Here is a 19,027-nt window from a genome sequence, read left to right on the forward strand (position 1 = left end):
GCTACATTGAAAATCAATGTAGCTTTTTCTCTATTATTTCGTTGAATCTAATTCAGAAATATGATTAATTCTTTTTATCAGCTTATTATCTTTATCCACTAATATTAGAGTAGGAGTAGACTCTATTGCGTATTCAGCTGCAATTGGAGAATCCCATCTCAAAAGATCAGTGTAATTGTACCAAGGTAATTCTTTTGTAGCATTGTTAAAAGCTGTTTGATCGAAGTCTAAAGAAATAGCAACAATTTCTCCTCCTTTTGATTTAAAGTTTTTGTAAAACTCTTTAATGTGAGGAATTTCTTGTTGACAAGCTGGACACCAAGAAGCCCAAAAGACAATCAATTTTTGATTCGCTTTGATGTCGTACAACGATTTTTTTCCATTTACAGGTTGTGGAAAAGTAATATTTTGCACTTTACTTCCTACTTGCATAGAATTACTTTGTCCAACTTTCTTTTTCAATTGTTCTGTAACGTTAGAAGTTAAACCTTTTACTTCATTCACATATTTCTTGTGGAAATTTGCATATTCTTTTTCAGGAACAAAGTTCAGGATTGATGTCAATACGTTTTGACCTCTAGTAGTTTTAAGATCTGTTTTAGCTAAAATTTCGTCAGTAGCAGCGATTAAATTTCCTTCTATGTCTTGATTTCCTGCCGTTGCTAATTTTCCATTTATGTAAGCAAATACTAAATCATTAAACATTCCTGATTGTTCTAATCGTATGTCATCTTTTACAAGATGATTCACAATATTGTTTAACGTTTCCGGATCTTTATTTGTTTGCGCTTTTTGTTTTAAATCATTCAATTCATTAATATAAGTAATTAATGATGAAAAATTTTCGTTGTGTTTCAATTCATTAATACGTTTATCTTCTTTTACCATTGCTGTGTAAAACTCATCAGTTGGTTTATAGATTTGCATTAAATAAGGGAAAACTTGATTTTGAATTTCATTTAAAGGCTGAAAGGCTAAAATTTTATTGTATTCTTTTTGCGTATTTCCTTCTAATATTTCAAGTTTTGAAGACATTTCTTGTCCACTTACCGTTTTGAATTTTAGATTTTTGTTATCAGTTAATAACGAAAGATTCTCTCCAGTTGGTAAATCAATACGTACAAAACCATTGTATGCTTTTGGAATTTTAACAGAAAAATTACCATTGTTATCAGTTATTGCATTATTGATTAATTTCATTTCTGAATTCTCGAAAATTTTAACCAAAACAGGTTTGTTTGCATAATTTTCTATTTGACCAGAAACATTAAATTGTCCAAATACTGAACTTCCTAAAATAACAAGAGGAAGTATAAATTTATTTTTCATAGTTTGTTTGATATAAAAAAACCTCAATCAAAAGATTGAGGTTTAAAATTATGAATTTATTTTTTAATTAATTGTCTTTGTCTATAAGAAATTATTCCGGCAATTGTTACTGCTGTAATTACTAATATAGATGCATAATCATCAATAGGAGTTTTTCTACCAGTACCATCTCCAAGTCCTTCTCCTCCACCACCGCCGCATTCACTAGGATCTACCCATGGTGGACAATCGTCAGCTAATGCATAATTTGTAGAAAACAAAAGAAACAGCATAAAAAAACTTAGTCTTAAATATTTTTTCATAGTTAGGTTTTTATTTGTTAATGGTTTTTTTAGTAACTGTTTTACCGTCTTTGTATACAATTTTAACAACATATACGTTAGGCACATTAGTTAAATTTAATTTGTAATCTGTACTTGTCGAAATATTTGTTTTGTTAAATAATTGACGACCTGTTAAATCATAAATTATAATATCAGCTGTTGTATTTGTCTGTTCAAACTTTACAAATTGATCATTATTAGATTTATATAAATAAGTTGAGTTTAATTTACTTAAATCATTTGTTCCTAATGTTTTTGGAAGCTCATTCCAGTAGAATTCAAAACGATCATTTACTTTATTATCAGCTGTAAAACTTATTTCAGTTGTCTCATCAATTTCAATAGACTTACCTGTAACTTTATCAAGTAAATAATATTTTCCTAAATTTAATTTATTTACTTTATTAAGAATAGAGTATTCGTATAAGTTTAAATTTAGACGATATGTTTTTCCCTGTTCTAATTTATTAAATCCAACTCTTAATGGTTTTCCAATATAATCTTCATTGTTAAAAGAGTTTGAAGTAGTTTGTGCATTCGATAGTACATTTCCATTAGTATCTTCTTCATAGAAAAATACTGGATTATCTACAACATTTGCATTTGTAGTAGCGCCTGTTTTCATGAAATTAGCATTTAATAAATATGCTGCACTTCCTTGAATTGTATTATCTTTAGTTAAATATAATTCTAATTGAGTAAAATCAAAATCTGTAACTAAGCCTTTAGCTTTTAACTCTTCATTATTTAATAATTCAGGTTTTACTTGAGTAGAAAAACTTGAACGCTCAAAAGTACCTGATGGTAGCCCGTCATTGTTAGTTACATTACTAAAATCGTATGAAAATGTTTTGTTTGCATCAGTTAATTTTAAGTTTGCACTAACAATTTCATTATTTGAAATACTTTCAGATGGATTCATACCTCCTGGATATGAAATGTAAAAAGTTTCATAAGGTTTTACTAATAAAGCTTCCCAACTACCAGTCCAAAAATAAGTGTTATTAGTTGTATTTTTGCTTAAATAAGCATTAAATAATGTTGATGGACCTCCAGTACTTGTATTACCATTTTCACTATTCCAAGTTATTTTGAAACCATTTGAGACTTTGAAAACTTTAAATCTTATAGCATTGTCATAAACTTCAGTAGGGTTTAATGTTCCTCCTTTTGTGTTGAAGGTAATCCATGATTCACCTTTTTTTACATTTGATAAATCTAAATTAGATGTATACGGGTTTCCAAATCGATGAAGATTTTTACCATAATCTAAAAAACCATCATTTTTAGTTGTTTGGTTACCTAAATAAGTATCGTATATTTGATTATAATTATTAACCTCATTTTTCCAAGCACCGTATTTTTTTCCTGAAAAATCTTTGCCTTTAGCCCATCCAGATTTTATGTTCGAAATATTGTAAGTTTCATTACTTGGTACTCCTGAAAAACCGATTTTAGATGCATTCCCTAAAGCATTTAAGGCATTATAAATATTGGTATTTGGTCTTAGATTTAATAAATAACTTTTGTAAGGTTCTATTGTATAATTATTATCAACAGCATCATATTCTGTTTCTGCGATGTCCCATACTAATAAAGACTGAGCATATCTTTCATCTTTACAATTAACATTTACAGCACAATCTCCCTTAAAGATATCATTTGACAAAGAATTGATTACATCTTTTGCTTTAATATTTTTAAAAGGTAATGCTATAACATATTCGTTATTTTGTAATTGATCTGGCTTTACTCTTTCCATTACAACTTTACCATCAACAGATGTTGTAGCATTATCAGCAATAATTAACTGGCCGTAATGTTTGCTATCTTCTCCTACAGCGTATCTATTAACAAAGTTTTTTCCAGTCTCATTAATATTTTTAAATCCTCCTTTTATTTGGATATTTCCTTCGTTAATTATTTTCTCAGTTGTTGCACTTTTTGAGTCTGTGTCAACATTAACATTCCCTCCATTATAGAATAAAGTATTTGTGTTTACTTTAACCACAACAGCATCTTTTATATATGTATCTTGAGCATTTACACTATATATCGCACCTAGTACGAATAAAGTAAGTAGATTCTTTTTCATAAATTTATGTTATTTTGGTAGGTTTTTAAAATTAAAGAATAATTTCATTGCAAATATAAAAACTTTTATTAAAAAGTTACTATACAATTAATTATATTATAACTTTTTCGGGTAAATCTTTAATATTGTACATCAAATCAGTAAAAATTTCTTCCGTAACTGCTCTTAATCCACGAGCTCCTAACCCTAGTTCATTGGCACGGTCTACAATTTTATTAAGGGTTTCGTCCGTCACTACAAGCTCTTTTCCGTCTAATTCAAAAAGCTTTGTATATTGTTTTATAAGAGAGTTTTTTGGTTCTGTCAAAATAGCTCTCATTGCTTCTTTGTCTAATGCTTTAAGATAAGTAATAATTGGTAAACGTCCAATTAATTCAGGAATGATTCCAAAGTTTTTTAAATCTTGAGCATTTACTTCGTCTAAAAGATTTTCTATTTCTTTGTGGTCTTCGTTCTTAAAACCAATAACATGTTTTTTCAAACGATCTGCAATATGTTTTTCTATTCCAGAAAAAGCACCACCAGCAACAAATAAAATGTCTTTTGTATTTACTTCTATAAATTTCTGATCTGGATGTTTACGTCCTCCTTTCGGTGGAACATTTACAACAGTTCCTTCTAAAATTTTAAGTAAAGCTTGTTGAACTCCTTCTCCCGAAACATCTCTCGTTATAGAAGGATTATCACTCTTGCGTGCAATTTTATCAATCTCATCAACAAAAACGATACCCTTTTCGGCAAGTTCAACATTATAATCGGCTGCTTGTAAAAGACGAGTTAAAATACTTTCCACATCTTCTCCCACATATCCAGCTTCTGTAAGAACTGTAGCATCTACAATAGCAAATGGAACATTTAATAATTTAGCAATTGTTTTTGCTAATAAAGTTTTCCCACTTCCTGTTTCTCCTACTAAAATAACGTTAGATTTGTCAATCTCAACATCATTATCTTTATCTAATAAAATTCTTTTATAGTGATTATAGACTGCAACAGATAATATTTTTTTAGCTTGATCTTGACCAATAACATAGTCATCCAAAAATTCTTTAATTTCTTTTGGTGATTTTAACGTTAACGGTTTTATTAAATCGTTACTTCCGTTAAATTTAGATTCTTCTAAAACAATACCGTGAGCTTGTTCAATACAATTATCACAAATATTACCGTCGATTCCAGACACTAAAATATTTACTTCGTTTCTGCTTTTTCCGCAAAAAGAGCATTTATTTTCTTCCAATTTTTTTCAAATTAAGTTGCAAAGGTACTTATTTTCTTTAAGATAGAAAATATTTGGTTGTTAATTTTCTATATTTGGCTTTAAACTAAATAAGACTTTTTTGTCTGCTTTTTATCTTTATTGTTATTTTTAATTCTAATGTTTTGTAGTTTATAAATTTTATAAAATTAAAGTTTAATGAATGTCAGAAAGATAGAATTGATAAACATAAAAAAATAAAAATATGGATTCAAATTATCTTTTCTAAAATAGATTTAATCTAAATTTTATTTTTTCTAGAAAAAAGATAAGTAGAAGAAGAGTTTCATCAAGAAAATGAAAGTAATCTTTTATTGATTAAGTTTTTTTATTTGTTTAAAAAGAGGGTTTTTGAGAAGTTAAATAACAAAAAAGGATATTCATATGAATATCCTTTTTTATTGTTATTGAATTTGAAATTATTTACGAGGTAATAAAACTTCGTCAATCATTCCGTATTCTTTTGCTTCTTGAGATGTCATCCAGTAATCTCGTTCACCATCTTTTTCAATTTGTTCGAAAGTTTGACCTGAATGAGTTGCAAGAATATCATATAATTCTTTTTTCAATTTCAAGATTTCCTTCAATGTAATTTCCATATCAGTTGCTTGTCCTTGAGCACCTCCTAAAGGTTGGTGAATCATTACGCGTGAATGTTTAAGCGCTGAACGTTTTCCTTCTGCACCTGCACATAATAAAACTGCTCCCATAGAAGCTGCCATTCCTGTACAAATTGTTGCAACGTCTGGTTTTACTAACTGCATAGTATCGTAAATCCCTAATCCAGCATAAACACCACCACCTGGCGAGTTTACATAAATTTGAATGTCTTTTGTAGCATCAACACTTTCTAAGAACAATAATTGCGCTTGAATAATATTCGCAATTTGATCATCGATTCCTGTTCCTAAAAAGATGATTCTATCCATCATTAATCGAGAGAAAACGTCCATTTGTGCAACGTTCAATTTTCTTTCTTCAACGATGTAAGGCGTTGTATTTTGAATATAACTCTCCATATGTAAAGAGCTAATTCCTTTGTCTAACAACGCATATTTTTTAAATTCTTCTCCTACGTTTTTCATTATTAAATTTAGATTTTAAATGAAAGGTATAAAGAATTTTTTAGAAGTGATTAAGCTTCTGCTAATTCTTTATTTTTTTCAGTAATAATGTCAACAAACTCGTCAAATGTTACTTCTTTTTCATTCAATTTTACATTGTTTTTGAAAATGTCTAACATTTTGTCTGTAAACACTTGGTATGATAAACGGTTGTATTCTTCTTGATTTTGTAAAGCAGACATTGCAATTTGTTGTAATGTTTCTTCTGGAATAGAATTTTGACCGTACATTTTTAATTGATCTTTGATTGCAGCAAAAGCAGCTTCTTTTACTTCTTCAGCATTTACTTCTACATTGTTTGCTTCAGCAATTTTAGCTTCGATTAATTGGTAACGTAAACCTTTGTCCATTTTAGCCAATTCTTCTTTAGCTTGCTCTTCAGAAGTTACATTTTCGTTAGAAGTGATTAACCATTTAGTTAAAAATTCTGTTGGTAAATCAAATTGAACTGTATCTAATAATTTTGATACAACATCATTGATAATTTGTTTGTCAGATTCTTTGTTGTACATGTTTTCTGACTCTTCTTTGATTTTGTTACGGAAAGCTTCTTCTGAATCTACAGCTCCTTCTCCATAAACTTTATCAAATAATTCTTGATTAACTTCTGCTTTTTCTGCTTTGTTAATTTCTTTGATTGTGTATGTAACGTTTGTTCCTTCTTCAGAAACTTCTGTATTCAATTGTTGTGCAGCTTCTTCAGCTGTGTCAAAAATATCATTAGAATTTACTTCTACAACATCACCTACTTTTTTCCCGATAAATGCAGAAGCATCTTTCAATTCTTCTAAACGGATAAATGTTGGTTTAGCTTCTTGTCCTTCTACAGCAGCTTCTACTTTCAATACAGCTTCTGCTTCTGCTTCAGCTAAAGATTTTAATGATCCAAAACGAGCAGCGAAGTTGTCTACGTATTTTTGAATTTCTTCGTCCGTAACTTTTACTTTGTAGCTTTCAACTTCAACTTTAGATAAATCAACATCAAATTCTGGAGCTAATCCTAATTCGAAATCAAATGATAATTGATCTGCATTCCAATCAATATCTTTGATAACTGGAACTGGATTTCCTAAAATTGATAATTTTTCAGTGTTGATATATTCAGATACACTTTTTTGTAAAAGTTCGTTAACTGTATCAAAAATAACAGCTTGTTCGTATTGTTTTTTTACGAAGCTCATAGGAACTTGTCCTTTACGGAAACCTTTGATGTTAGCTGTTTTTCTGTATTGATTTAATACGTCAACTACTTTTTCTTGATAATCTGCCTTGTCAACAGTAACAGTTAATACTGCATTTAATTTGTCTGTTGTATTTTTAGTAATATTCATCTACCTTAAATTTGGAGTGCAAATGTATAAATTATTAATGATTTTTAATAGTAAAAAGTAATATTACAATCAATTCATTCACTATAAATTAACAATTAGAATAGAATCTTCTCAAATAGTTGAGAATTTGATTTTAGATCTAATGATGAAAATGATTGTGTATTATTTTTGGGTTTGTTGTTTTCAACAATTAAGCCATTTGGTTATGAATGACATTATGACATAATAAAAAATGCTAAAACATATGTTTTAGCATTTTTTATAGTTGAAATATTTAATTTCTTATAATTCTGAATAATTTGCGTAAGATTCGTCAAAAACAAAATCTTCCATAAATTTAGTTGTGTAATTACCTGCGATAAAATCTGGGTGATCCATCAACTGTAAATGGAATGGGATTGTTGTTTTGATTCCTTCGATATAGAATTCTCCTAATGCACGTTTCATTTTGCTAATTGCTTCTTCACGAGTTTGTGCAGTAACAATTAATTTAGCAATCATAGAATCGTAGTTTGGTGGAATTGTATAACCAGCATAAACGTGTGTATCTACACGAACACCATTACCACCAGGGATATTAATATTTGTAATTTTTCCTGGAGAAGGGCGGAAGTCATTATATGGATCTTCTGCGTTGATACGACATTCAATAGAATGTCCTTGTGGGAAATAATCTTTACCTGAAATAGGATGACCAGCAGCTAACATGATTTGTTCGCGAACTAAATCAAAACCTGTTACTTGTTCTGTAATTGGGTGTTCTACTTGAATACGAGTGTTCATCTCCATAAAGTAGAAATCTCCGTGTTTATCCACTAAGAACTCAATAGTACCAACACCTTCGTAACCGATATATTCACAAGCCTTAACAGCAGCATCTCCCATACGTTGACGTAATTCATCAGTCATAATTGGAGAAGGTGTTTCTTCAGCTAACTTTTGATTACGACGTTGAATAGAACAATCGCGTTCAGATAAGTGACAAGCTTTTCCGTTTTGATCACTTGCTACTTGTATCTCGATATGACGTGGCTCTTCGATTAATTTTTCCATGTACATTCCGTCGTTACCGAAAGCTGCAGCAGCTTCTGTACGAGCAGATTCCCATGCATGTAATAAATCTTCTTCTTTCCAGATAGCACGCATACCTTTACCACCACCTCCGGCAGTAGCTTTAATCATTACAGGGTATTTAATTTCGCGAGCAACTTCTAAAGCTTGTTCATAGCTTTCTAATAATCCGTCTGATCCTGGAACAACAGGAACACCTGCTTCTTTCATTGTGGCTTTAGCATTCGCTTTATCTCCCATACGGTCGATATTATCTGCTGGCGCACCAATGAATTTAATTCCGTTTGATTGACAGATTTTAGAAAAAGTTGAATTTTCAGATAAGAATCCATAACCTGGGTGAATAGCATCCGCATCAGTAATTTCTGCTGCTGCGATGATGTTAGCCATTTTTAGGTATGAATCTTTACTTGGAGCAGGACCAATACATACCGCTTCGTCTGCGAAACGAACATGTAATGATGTTTCATCTGCTGTAGAGTAAACAGCAACCGTTTTGATTCCCATTTCTTTTGCAGTACGTATAATACGCATTGCAATTTCACCTCTATTAGCGATTAATATCTTTTTAAACATAGTTTTCTAATCTAAAAAATAAATTAAGCTGGATCAACTAAGAATAATGGTTGATCGTACTCAACAGGACTAGCGTCATCAACTAAAATTTTAACGATTTTTCCTGAAACTTCTGATTCAATTTCATTGAATAATTTCATCGCTTCAACAATACATAATACTTTTCCTGGAGCAATAGAATCACCTACACTTATGAAAGGTTCTTTACCTGGACCTGCAGAACGGTAAAAAGTTCCAATCATAGGAGATTTTACTGTGATTAAATTACTGATTTCTTCTTCTGATTGAGTTGTAGAGTTATTTGCTGGTTCAGCAGCTAAAGTTTGTGGCGCTGAAGCTTGTGCTACAGGAGCTTGAGGTACATAAAATTGTTGAGACGCAACTTGTGCAGGTACGCTAGCTAAAGTTTTGATTTTGATCTCGATGTCATCTTGTTTGATGCTCACTTCAGCAACTTCTGCTTTTGATACGAATCTAATTAAATTTTGAATGTCTTTAATGTCCATATAATGCGGTTTTTATTTGACCTTTTATGTTTGTTTTTTATAAAACGATTTCAAAGGTATTGAAAAAAAAATAAAAAAAGCTGTTTCTTTTATAGAAACAGCTTCAAAATCTTTGTAAGATTATATTATTCAGTAACTTCTTGTACTTTCTCTAATACTACTTTACCTTTGTAGTATAATTTTCCGTCAGACCAGTGAGCTCTGTGGTATAAGTGTGCTTCACCTGTTGTTTTATCAATTGCTAATTGTGGAGCTTCGATTTTGTAGTGTGTTCTACGTTTATCTCTTCTTGTTGACGACTGTCTTCTCTTAGGATGTGCCATATCTAACTACTTTTTTTTCTTTATTTCTATAATTTATTTTAATATAAAAAAACCAATTATGGTTTTAAATCTTTCAATTTTGCCCAACGAGGATCGATGTCATCATCATCATCGTTATTGTTGTCATCATCTTCTTTGTCTTCTAGGTTTTCGTCTATTTCGTAAATGCTATACTGATCTAACAGTTTTATCATTTCAGAATCGCTCTTACCGTTTAAAACATCGGGATGAATTCGTTTTGTTGGTACTGATAAAATTGCTAATTCATAAAGAACTTGTGCAACATTGATTTGGTATTCTTCTCTTGGAATAACCCAGATATCAAAATCAGTATCGTCAAACTCGTCGCCAAATTTAACAATTAATTCTGCATTATTTGAAATTTCTTGCTGAAACAATTCTCCAGTCAAATCACAAGGGACTGTAATCTGTCCTTTCAAGTTGATTTCTAGCTCAAGCATTGTCGATTTTTTATCTAAAATGATTGTTGCAATCAAATTAGGATTTTCAAAATCTTGCTCAATTTCAAATAAATCAAAGAACGATTGTGATAATTCGAACGTAAAATCACTCTTACCTAAAGGCAAGCTTGTAAATACAATATTATAATTTTTTAACTTGTCCATACCACAAAAAGGTGTGCAAAGATAATCTAATTTATTTAAAATTAATAGCTCTTTGCAACTTATTTTAATTTTTTATTCTTTATTATCTCCTTTCTCTAATTTTAGAGGAATGTGCTTTAACACATTTTTAGTTAACTCTTGATATTCGTTTCGATTTCTATACAAATCAATTGCAGCGAAAATAGCTTCTTTAAAAGATTCTTCGTTTGCAATTCCTTTTCCTGCAATATCGTAAGCAACACCATGATCTGGCGAAGTTCGTACATATTTTAGTCCAGCTGTATAATTAACACCTTCGTCGAAACTGATAGTTTTGAATGCGACTAAACCTTGGTCATGATACATTGCTAAAACGGCATCAAAAACGTTTAGATTATTTGGGTTGAAGAAACTATCTGCCGAATATGGTCCAAAAACTAATTGATCTTCGTTGATGCAACGCTCGATAACTGGTGCAATAATTTCTTTTTCCTCCGATCCTAATAATCCATTATCTCCTGCGTGAGGATTAAGTCCAAGAACTGCTATTTTTGGTTTTTCGATTGCATAATCTTCAATCAAACTTTTATGAATTTGTTGAATTTTTGTATAAACAGATTTTGGATTAATGTTTTTTGCAACATCACGAATCGGAATATGTTGTGTAACTAAGCCAACTCGTAATTTCTCAGAAACTAAAAACATCAAAGGATTGCCTCCCCAAACTTCTCCTAAATATTCTGTATGTCCTGGGAAATGGAATTCTTCGGACTGAATATTGTCTTTGTTGATTGGAGCAGTTACTAAGACATCTGTAAAACCATCTGTTACAGATTGAGCAGCTGCTTTTAAAGACTGGTAAGCATGTTCACCAGCTTCTTTGGTTACTTTACCATAATGTACATCAATTTGGTCTTTCCAAAGATTAACCACATTGATTTTTCCATCTACAATTTGACCTGCATTTTGGATTCCTTGAAAATTGATTCGGTCAAATTTTAAACGATCTTTTTGAAACGATAATAATTTGGTAGAACCAAAAATAACAGGTGTAAAAAATTCTGTTATTTCTTTTTCTTGTAAGGTTTTTAAGATGATCTCAATTCCGATTCCGTTGTAATCACCAATTGAAATGGCAACTCTAATTTTTCTATCTTTTTCAGACATAATGTTAGTTTAATATGATTGGCTGGATGGTTTATGTTTTTTTAAAAACTTCTTGTAAATTAAATCTACAATTAAACCTCCAATCCATGATGAAAAGAATAAAACTGGACAGATTGCAATTTCGTACCAAGTTGGATGAGCAGGTGTAATAAGAACATCGCCTAATGCAATAATTAAGACAATGAAACCTACAAACATTGTATATGCTTGTTTTGCTCTTTTTACAATAAGTGCTGTTACAACACCACCAACTAAAGCCGCAATTCCACTAATTGCTAGCATTGATCCAAAAAATTGAACCTCGTATTTTTTTCCTTCTTTATTAGAAAAGTATTTGATAATGTGTCTCCATTCTGGGAAAACTTTATCATCCCAACCTAATCTATTTGCGTTGTATAGAAGACCAAATTGTATAATAGCGTAGATAACAATTAGTCCTACTACAACAGCAATTGTATTTCTTAATACAGTTTTGTCTTTTAGCATAATATTTTATTAATCTGCAATAGCGATTACAGAAATTTCAACATTTACATCGCGTGGTAAACGTGCAACTTCAACACATTCTCGTGCAGGATAATTTTCGTCATTAAAATAAGAAGCATAAACTTCGTTTACAGCATTGAAATCGTTCAAGTCTTTTACGAAAATTGTTGTTTTTACAACTTGATCAATTGTTGTTCCACCAGTTTCTAAAATTGCAATTATATTTTTCATTACTTGGTGTACTTCGTCTTGAATACCAGTAGTAACTAATTCATTTTTTTCTACATTGAAAGGAATTTGTCCAGATGTATAAAGAAATCCGTTGTATTTTACTCCTTGTGAATAAGGTCCGATAGCTTGCGGAGCTTTTTCTGTATGAATGATTTGTTTTTTCATTTTAATATTTTTAGTAATTAAGTCTTGATCTGTCGTTGTATTTTAAATCTTGTAGGATTGAAGCTTTGATTCCGATAAAGAAATCATAACTTTTATAAGTTCCCATTGGCGTCCAATTGAATGATAATGTAAAGCTTCGTAAATCTCTTTCAAAACCAAAACGTACGTAGGTAATTTCACTATTTATAAAATCATAAGTTGCATTTGCAGAAATTGCCCAATATGGTGTTGGTGATATTTTACCATTCAATGCAACGGAACCTGTACTATTTCCTTTTCTCTCCGTTCCTTTACTATAATTATAACTCAAGTTAGCTGTTAAACTCCAAGGTATGGAAAATTGAGCATAATTATCGTTATCGTAATAAAAATTCTCATCACGAACTGTACCACGTTTTTTATAGTTCTTGGCATCAAAACGTTTTCCTCCAAAAGTACTATTATCAAAAGTATAACCAGTTCCTAATGTCATATTTGAAATACGAAGATTTCCTAAGCCAAGTTCATCAACGTATTGAGAAATTTCTTTTCCTTCTGCATTTATATAACGTTGAATTTTGTATGGATTAACAGTTGATGAAAATTGAACGTTTACTTTTCTATCAAACAAAGATGTCATTCCATTAATACTAATTGGCGAAAGTTTAAATTCTTCTGCAGAAAAATTATAAGAAGAACTGAAACGTAAATATTCAAAGATCTTAACTTTTTTGAAGCCATTAGGATCATTAGAATCTTTTATTTTCATCTCCAAGTTATTCGAAAGTCCAAAGTTTAATGAATTTGTTAACCCTGGGATTGATACACCATATAACATATTTTGATATTGGTTATACCAAACTTCTTCTTGATTTAGGTTTTGATAAGCTTTGTAATATCCCCAAGATTCACTTTGGAAATTTGGAGTGTAACTATAGCCAATAGATGGCGTGATTACGTGCTGAATACCTAATATCTTAGCATTTTTGTTTGGATTAAGGTATAATCCATAAATATTTGTAGAAACAGAAGCATTGAAATTGAATGTACGATAAGTATTAAATCCTTTCAATGTTGTATCTTCTACTTTTCCATTAACAGGGTTATAGTTTTTAATTAAACGATTATCTCCCCATACTTCGTTGTAATCAGAAGAAAGTGTAAATGGAAAATAATTTGCAAGTGTAATACCTGTTTGTAAACCAATTTTATGGTTTGCACCCATTCGCATTTGATCTTTCCACATTTTATCTGTAAAAATATCTTTATCGTTGGTGTTGACCTCGTTTCCTGCTTGCATACTATATGTTAACCCAAGGTTTTGAATTAAACCTTCTTTTGGCATATTTTTCTTTGCAAATGGAAAAATACGTGACATTGTTAAGTTTAAACGAGGAAATGCAATATTAATATCTCCAGTGTTATAGTTTTGAGAATGTGACATACTCAATTGAGCTGTTAATGGTGCATTCTCAAAGTTTTTTGTTAAGTTGATGGATGAGTTAACGTTGTTGGTGAAAACTTGTCCATTATTGATATATTGATTTCGTACCGATTCACGATAATATTTTGAACTCGAAAAATTCACATTCGCATTAAATAACCAGTATGGATTAGCTTTCGGATCTTGACTATGCGACCACATAACACCAAATAAATTCTGTTTTGAGAAAGCATTTGCTCCATTGTTAATACCTTTTATACCTGTTAAACGATTTTCAATATTCGCAGCAAGTCTCCCATTGTACTTGTATCGTTTTTTATAGGTAGATTCAGCTCTTGTTGCCCAACTCCCTTTTGTATAAATATCTCCTGAAAGTTTTAAATCAAAATTATCACCAAATGGGATGTAAAATCCTAAATCTTCAATAAAAAAACCAAGATTAGTACGTTCCCCTGGACGAGGCATTAATATACCAGCAGCACGTTTTGCTCCCATAGCTGGAATATATCCAAATGGTAAAGCTAATGGTGTTGGAACATCATAAATCCACATATTGATAGGTCCAGTAATTAATGTTTTCTTACCGTTTTTATCAATCATTTTTCCTTCTTTCGCACGAAGAAAATAATCTGGTCGAGTGTCTTTTTCTTCTTTAAAATAAGTATCTGTTGTAAAATCAGCACGTTTTAATAACATAACCGAATCGTTGACGCGTTTTGCTTTATCTGCAATGATAATTCCATCTTCTTGCGCCATACGAATATTATACGCGATACCAACTTTTGTTTTGAAATTTACTTTGAAAGCATCTTGTAAAATTTCTTGTTGACCTTGTATAAATTTTGTTTTTTCAATTATGTTTCCGATAGAGTCACGCTTACCTTCAGCATATACATCACCAGTATCCCAATTGAGTTCTATATAATCTGCATCAATAGTCATATCACCATAAACAACATGTGCCTTACGTAATAGGTAAGTCATACGTTTTTTACGATTATGTATTTCATCCTCGGAACTGTGTTCTACCACAAACTCTAATTTCTCTTTTACAGGAATAATCGTATCTAATTTTATAGAATCAGAAACTACCTTAGAGTGATCTTTATCGTTATTATTTTGCTTAACTTGTCCAAAAGAAATGGTGCAAACCATAACTGGACTAAAAAATAAAATCGATTTAATTGCCTTTGTAAACAAATTGAAAAACTTATTTTTTATAAATTGCGTCAAAATTAATCAAAAAAACAAACCTAAAGTATGAGTTTAAAAATGATTAACATACAAAAGTATTTATTTTTTGCGATGATAATGGTATTTTCTACATTTTCATTTGCTCAAAAGAAACAAAATTTTGTAATTGTTATTGATGCTGGTCATGGCGGACATGATGCTGGAGCAAGGGGAGTCGCTGATTTAGAAAAGAATATCACGTTGGATGTTTCGAAAAGATTAGCAGAATTAATTAAAAAAAATCACAAAGATGTTAAAGTTGTTTTAACACGTGATAGAGATATTTTTTTAGAATTATGGGAACGTACAAAAATATCGAATGATAATCATGCGAATTTATTCGTCTCGATTCACTGTAATTCGGCTGATAACAAAAGTGCAACTGGAACAGAAACATTTGTAATGGGATTGAAACGATCTAACGAAACAGATGAAGTATCTAAACGAGAGAATTCAGTTGTATTTTTAGAAAAAGATCAAGAGCGTTACGAAAAATTTAATCCAAATGATCCAGAAGCTGTTATTGCTTTTGAGATTATGAATGCTGCTTATAAAGAACAATCTATTCGTTTTGCAGATTTAGTTGAAAAAGGTTTTGTGAACCGTGATTTCAGAAAAAGTAGAGGAGTTAAACAAGCAAATTTTCACGTATTGAGAGGAAATGCGTCACCTTCTGTTTTAGTTGAGTTAGGATTTATTTCTAATTATGATGAAGGAACATACCTAGCTTCTGAAGAAGGAAAGGAGAAAACAACAAATACTATTTACGAAGCTTTCAAGCAATTCAAAAAAGAATACGATCGTAGAAGTGGAATAGAGGAAGAAGATGAGAAATCAAAACCTGTTAAGAAAGTTGAAAAACCTGTAGAAGGAAAAAAATTGAAGGTGAAAGTAATGGAATCTAAAATGAAATTTTCTTCAACTTCACCACAATTAAGAGGTTTAACAGATTTAGATGTAATTCAAGAAGGAGACAATTACGTTTACTATTATGGAGAAACAGATTTGCAATCTCGCGCCGACGATTTATTACAAACTGTAAAACGTAAAGGTTTTTCTGGTGCGAAAATTGTAGAATTTGAAACGAATAAAAAATTAGAAGGCGGTAAAAATTATCGTGTTCAGTTTATGACATCAAACAAGAAATATAAAGACAAAGATGATAAATTTAACGGACTGACAAATGTTTTGAGAGTGAAAGAAGGCGGGCTTCAGAAATATTATTTCGGAGCTGATAAAACAATGGAAGCCGCTCAAAATACATTAAAAAAAGTTCAAGACAAAGGATTTAGAAACGCATTTATCGTTACTTTTAATGGTGAAGAACCAATGTAAACGTAATATAAAATGTTTCTTTATAAATTAAATTTTATTTTTGCATAAAATCATAACAAGTGAAGTTATCTAAAGAATTAAAAATAGGAATTGTTACTATCTTAACCTTAGTAGGTTTTTTCATGCTATTCAATTTCCTAAAAGGTCAAAATATTTTTTCATCAGGACGTTTGTTTACAGTGAAATATGAAAACGTAAGCGGATTAGCTCCTTCAAAACCTGTCTCTGTAAATGGATTGAGAGTTGGTCAGGTGAAAGAAATTAAAATTGTTGATACAGCAAAACCTATCTATTTTGAAGTTGTAATTTCTGTAGAAAAAAATATTCAGTTTTCGAAAAAAACGATTGCAGAGATTTATGAACCAGGAATTATGTCTGGACCAGAAGTTAGACTTTTATTAGACTATGGACCAGATATTGCAAAAGATGGCGATTTTTTACAAGGTCGTATTGCAGGAGGAATGTTAGATGGATTAACAAAACAATTATCACCAACCCAAGCAAAACTAGATAGTGTTTTATTAAGTTTTAACCATACATTAGGAAGTTTAAACAATGTGTTAGATCCATCAACTCAACAAGATATTAAAGCGATGTTGAGAAATCTTAACCATACAATAGATTCTTTCGATAAAACAGCACAATCTTTAACTGCAACATCAAATAGTGCAAACAGATTAATTGCTACAAACGAAAAAACATTGAATACAACGTTGAACAACGCAAGTGCTACAATGGCTTCTGCAAAAGCAACGGTAGATAAATTTGGGAAAACAGCAGATAAATTAAATGCTTTAGAATTAGATCAAGTGATTAAAAACTTCGAAAATGCATCTAAAAACCTAAATACTTTGTTAGAAGATATGAACAATGGTAAAGGTTCTTTAGGTAAATTAGCAAAAGATGAAACACTTGCAAACGAATTAGAAGCAACAATCAAAAATATGAATGAATTAGTAACAGACCTGAAAAAGAATCCAAGTCGTTATGTAAACATTTCAGTTTTTGGAAAAAAACAAAAGATAGAACCATAAGATTAGAACAAAATAAAACTCAAAACTCACAAAAAAGACAAATAAAAAATGATGAAGTACATTCCAAATGTAATCTTTCTTCTAATTATGATTGGAAGTATTTGGTTTTTTGCGCAGAATGTAAAAAAGCTAATACGTAATATCAAATTAGGAAAAGAAATCGATCGTTTTGATCATCCAGCAGAAAGGTGGAAAACGATGGCTCGAGTGGCTTTAGGACAAGGGAAAATGACCGTTCGTCCTGTAGCTGGTATTCTACATATTTTTGTTTATGTAGGATTTGTATTAATTAATATTGAAGTGCTAGAAATCATAATAGATGGTGTATTCGGAACTCACCGTGTATTAAGTTTCTTAGGAGGATTCTATAATGGAATGATAGCATTCTTCGAAATTTTAGCATTTTTAGTAATGGTTTCTTGTATCATATTTTTGATCAGAAGAAATATCGTGAAAGTTCAACGTTTCTGGAAACCAGAAATGAAAGGCTGGCCGAAAGATGATGCAAACTATATTTTGTATATGGAGGTAGCATTTATGTTAGCTTTATTTACAATGAATGGAGCAGATCAAGTTTTGCAAAAAATGGGAGCGCCTCATTATTTACAAGTAGGTACTTTCCCAATTTCGTCTTGGTTAACAGCACCACTTATTAGCCATTTCAACGATATTACATTTATTACAATTATAGAAAGAGCCGCTTGGTGGTTCCATATTATTGGAATCTTCTTTTTCTTGAATTATTTATATTACTCAAAGCATTTACATATTATCTTGGCTTTTCCTAACACATGGTTCTCTAAATTAGAGCCAAAAGGAGAATTTAACAATTTACAATCTGTAACAGATGAGGTAAAAATGATGATGGATCCAAATGCAGACCCTTATGCTGCTCCTGCTGAACCACAAGGAGAACCAGAAACATTTGGAGCTAAAGACGTTTTTGATCTAAATCGTGTACAATTACTAAATGCATATACTTGTACAGAATGTGGTCGTTGTACTTCCGAATGTCCAGCAAATTTGACAGGAAAAAAATTATCTCCTCGAAAAATTATGATGGATACTCGTGATCGTTTAGAAGAAATAAGTAGAAATATCGATACAAATGGAAAATTTGTAGATGATGGAAAAATGCTTGTGAATGATTACATCACACCAGAAGAATTATGGGCATGTACATCTTGTAATGCTTGTACACAAGCTTGTCCTGTAAATATAGATCCTTTATCAATTATTATTGATTTACGTCGCTATTTGGTAATGGAACAATCTGCAGCACCACAAGAATTAAACATGATGATGACCAATGTCGAAAACAATGGAGCACCATGGCAATTTAACAATGCAGATAGATTAAACTGGGCAAACGATTAAAATTGTCTATATAATTTTACTCATTCTCGAAGAAT

17 protein-coding genes are annotated in these 19,027 nt (G+C 30.8%); 3 read left to right on the forward strand and 14 right to left on the reverse strand.

Features of this window, described 5'->3' with window-relative positions; translation table 11 throughout:
* Positions 1-33 precede the first annotated feature (33 nt).
* The 14 genes from ACMHJW_RS06060 to ACMHJW_RS06125 all read right to left on the reverse strand — a co-directional run bounded on the left by ACMHJW_RS06060 (position 34) and on the right by ACMHJW_RS06125 (position 15,213).
* Positions 34-1,329: a TlpA family protein disulfide reductase gene (locus ACMHJW_RS06060; protein ID WP_413532515.1), complete on the reverse strand. Its 1,296-nt coding sequence runs from the start codon at positions 1,327-1,329 to the stop codon at positions 34-36.
* Between the two features lie 56 nt (positions 1,330-1,385).
* The gene (locus tag ACMHJW_RS06065; RefSeq protein ID WP_413532516.1) at positions 1,386-1,601 is read right to left on the reverse strand and encodes a hypothetical protein; all 216 of its coding nucleotides are present in this window, start codon (positions 1,599-1,601) and stop codon (positions 1,386-1,388) included.
* A 40-nt stretch (positions 1,602-1,641) separates the two neighbouring features.
* On the reverse strand, positions 1,642-3,747 hold the full coding sequence (locus ACMHJW_RS06070; RefSeq protein WP_413532517.1) for a hypothetical protein: 2,106 nt from the start codon (positions 3,745-3,747) through the stop codon (positions 1,642-1,644).
* A 91-nt stretch (positions 3,748-3,838) separates the two neighbouring features.
* Complete coding sequence (clpX, locus tag ACMHJW_RS06075; protein WP_413532518.1) at positions 3,839-4,987, reverse strand: ATP-dependent Clp protease ATP-binding subunit ClpX; 1,149 nt, start codon at positions 4,985-4,987, stop codon at positions 3,839-3,841.
* A 437-nt stretch (positions 4,988-5,424) separates the two neighbouring features.
* Complete coding sequence (gene clpP / locus ACMHJW_RS06080; RefSeq protein WP_413532519.1) at positions 5,425-6,090, reverse strand: ATP-dependent Clp endopeptidase proteolytic subunit ClpP; 666 nt, start codon at positions 6,088-6,090, stop codon at positions 5,425-5,427.
* 50 nt (positions 6,091-6,140) lie between these two features.
* Complete coding sequence (tig, locus tag ACMHJW_RS06085; RefSeq protein ID WP_413532520.1) at positions 6,141-7,460, reverse strand: trigger factor; 1,320 nt, start codon at positions 7,458-7,460, stop codon at positions 6,141-6,143.
* A gap of 282 nt (positions 7,461-7,742) precedes the next feature.
* Entirely contained in the window at positions 7,743-9,107 is a 1,365-nt protein-coding gene (gene accC / locus ACMHJW_RS06090; RefSeq protein WP_413532521.1) for an acetyl-CoA carboxylase biotin carboxylase subunit, read from the reverse strand.
* 23 nt (positions 9,108-9,130) lie between these two features.
* Positions 9,131-9,613 (reverse strand): acetyl-CoA carboxylase biotin carboxyl carrier protein, encoded by a 483-nt coding sequence (accB, locus tag ACMHJW_RS06095; RefSeq protein ID WP_413532522.1) that lies wholly within the window; start codon positions 9,611-9,613, stop codon positions 9,131-9,133.
* Positions 9,614-9,738: 125 nt separating this feature from the next.
* Complete coding sequence (gene rpmF, locus ACMHJW_RS06100; RefSeq protein WP_019975824.1) at positions 9,739-9,936, reverse strand: 50S ribosomal protein L32; 198 nt, start codon at positions 9,934-9,936, stop codon at positions 9,739-9,741.
* A 56-nt stretch (positions 9,937-9,992) separates the two neighbouring features.
* Positions 9,993-10,562, reverse strand: a complete 570-nt coding sequence (locus tag ACMHJW_RS06105) for a YceD family protein (RefSeq protein WP_413532523.1) — start codon at positions 10,560-10,562, stop codon at positions 9,993-9,995.
* A 72-nt stretch (positions 10,563-10,634) separates the two neighbouring features.
* The gene (gene pdxA, locus ACMHJW_RS06110; RefSeq protein ID WP_413532524.1) at positions 10,635-11,708 is read right to left on the reverse strand and encodes a 4-hydroxythreonine-4-phosphate dehydrogenase PdxA; all 1,074 of its coding nucleotides are present in this window, start codon (positions 11,706-11,708) and stop codon (positions 10,635-10,637) included.
* 9 nt (positions 11,709-11,717) lie between these two features.
* Positions 11,718-12,194, reverse strand: coding sequence for a hypothetical protein (locus tag ACMHJW_RS06115; RefSeq protein WP_413532525.1), 477 nt, complete (start codon positions 12,192-12,194; stop codon positions 11,718-11,720).
* A gap of 9 nt (positions 12,195-12,203) precedes the next feature.
* The gene (locus tag ACMHJW_RS06120) at positions 12,204-12,590 is read right to left on the reverse strand and encodes a RidA family protein (protein WP_413532526.1); all 387 of its coding nucleotides are present in this window, start codon (positions 12,588-12,590) and stop codon (positions 12,204-12,206) included.
* A gap of 10 nt (positions 12,591-12,600) precedes the next feature.
* The gene (locus ACMHJW_RS06125) at positions 12,601-15,213 is read right to left on the reverse strand and encodes a putative LPS assembly protein LptD (RefSeq protein WP_413532527.1); all 2,613 of its coding nucleotides are present in this window, start codon (positions 15,211-15,213) and stop codon (positions 12,601-12,603) included.
* Positions 15,214-15,285: 72 nt separating this feature from the next.
* Here ACMHJW_RS06125 and ACMHJW_RS06130 point away from each other — a divergent pair, with 72 nt between their 5' ends.
* From ACMHJW_RS06130 to ACMHJW_RS06140, 3 genes are read left to right on the forward strand one after another with little or no spacing between them, the layout of a single operon-like run.
* Positions 15,286-16,581, forward strand: a complete 1,296-nt coding sequence (locus ACMHJW_RS06130; protein ID WP_413532528.1) for an N-acetylmuramoyl-L-alanine amidase family protein — start codon at positions 15,286-15,288, stop codon at positions 16,579-16,581.
* Positions 16,582-16,640: 59 nt separating this feature from the next.
* Complete coding sequence (locus ACMHJW_RS06135; RefSeq protein WP_413532529.1) at positions 16,641-17,615, forward strand: MlaD family protein; 975 nt, start codon at positions 16,641-16,643, stop codon at positions 17,613-17,615.
* A 51-nt stretch (positions 17,616-17,666) separates the two neighbouring features.
* The gene (locus ACMHJW_RS06140; RefSeq protein WP_413532530.1) at positions 17,667-18,992 is read left to right on the forward strand and encodes a 4Fe-4S dicluster domain-containing protein; all 1,326 of its coding nucleotides are present in this window, start codon (positions 17,667-17,669) and stop codon (positions 18,990-18,992) included.
* The last annotated feature ends 35 nt before the right edge of the window (positions 18,993-19,027 follow it).

Source organism: Empedobacter brevis, from assembly GCF_965118635.1.
Classification (GTDB): Bacteria; Bacteroidota; Bacteroidia; order Flavobacteriales; family Weeksellaceae; genus Empedobacter; species Empedobacter brevis_A.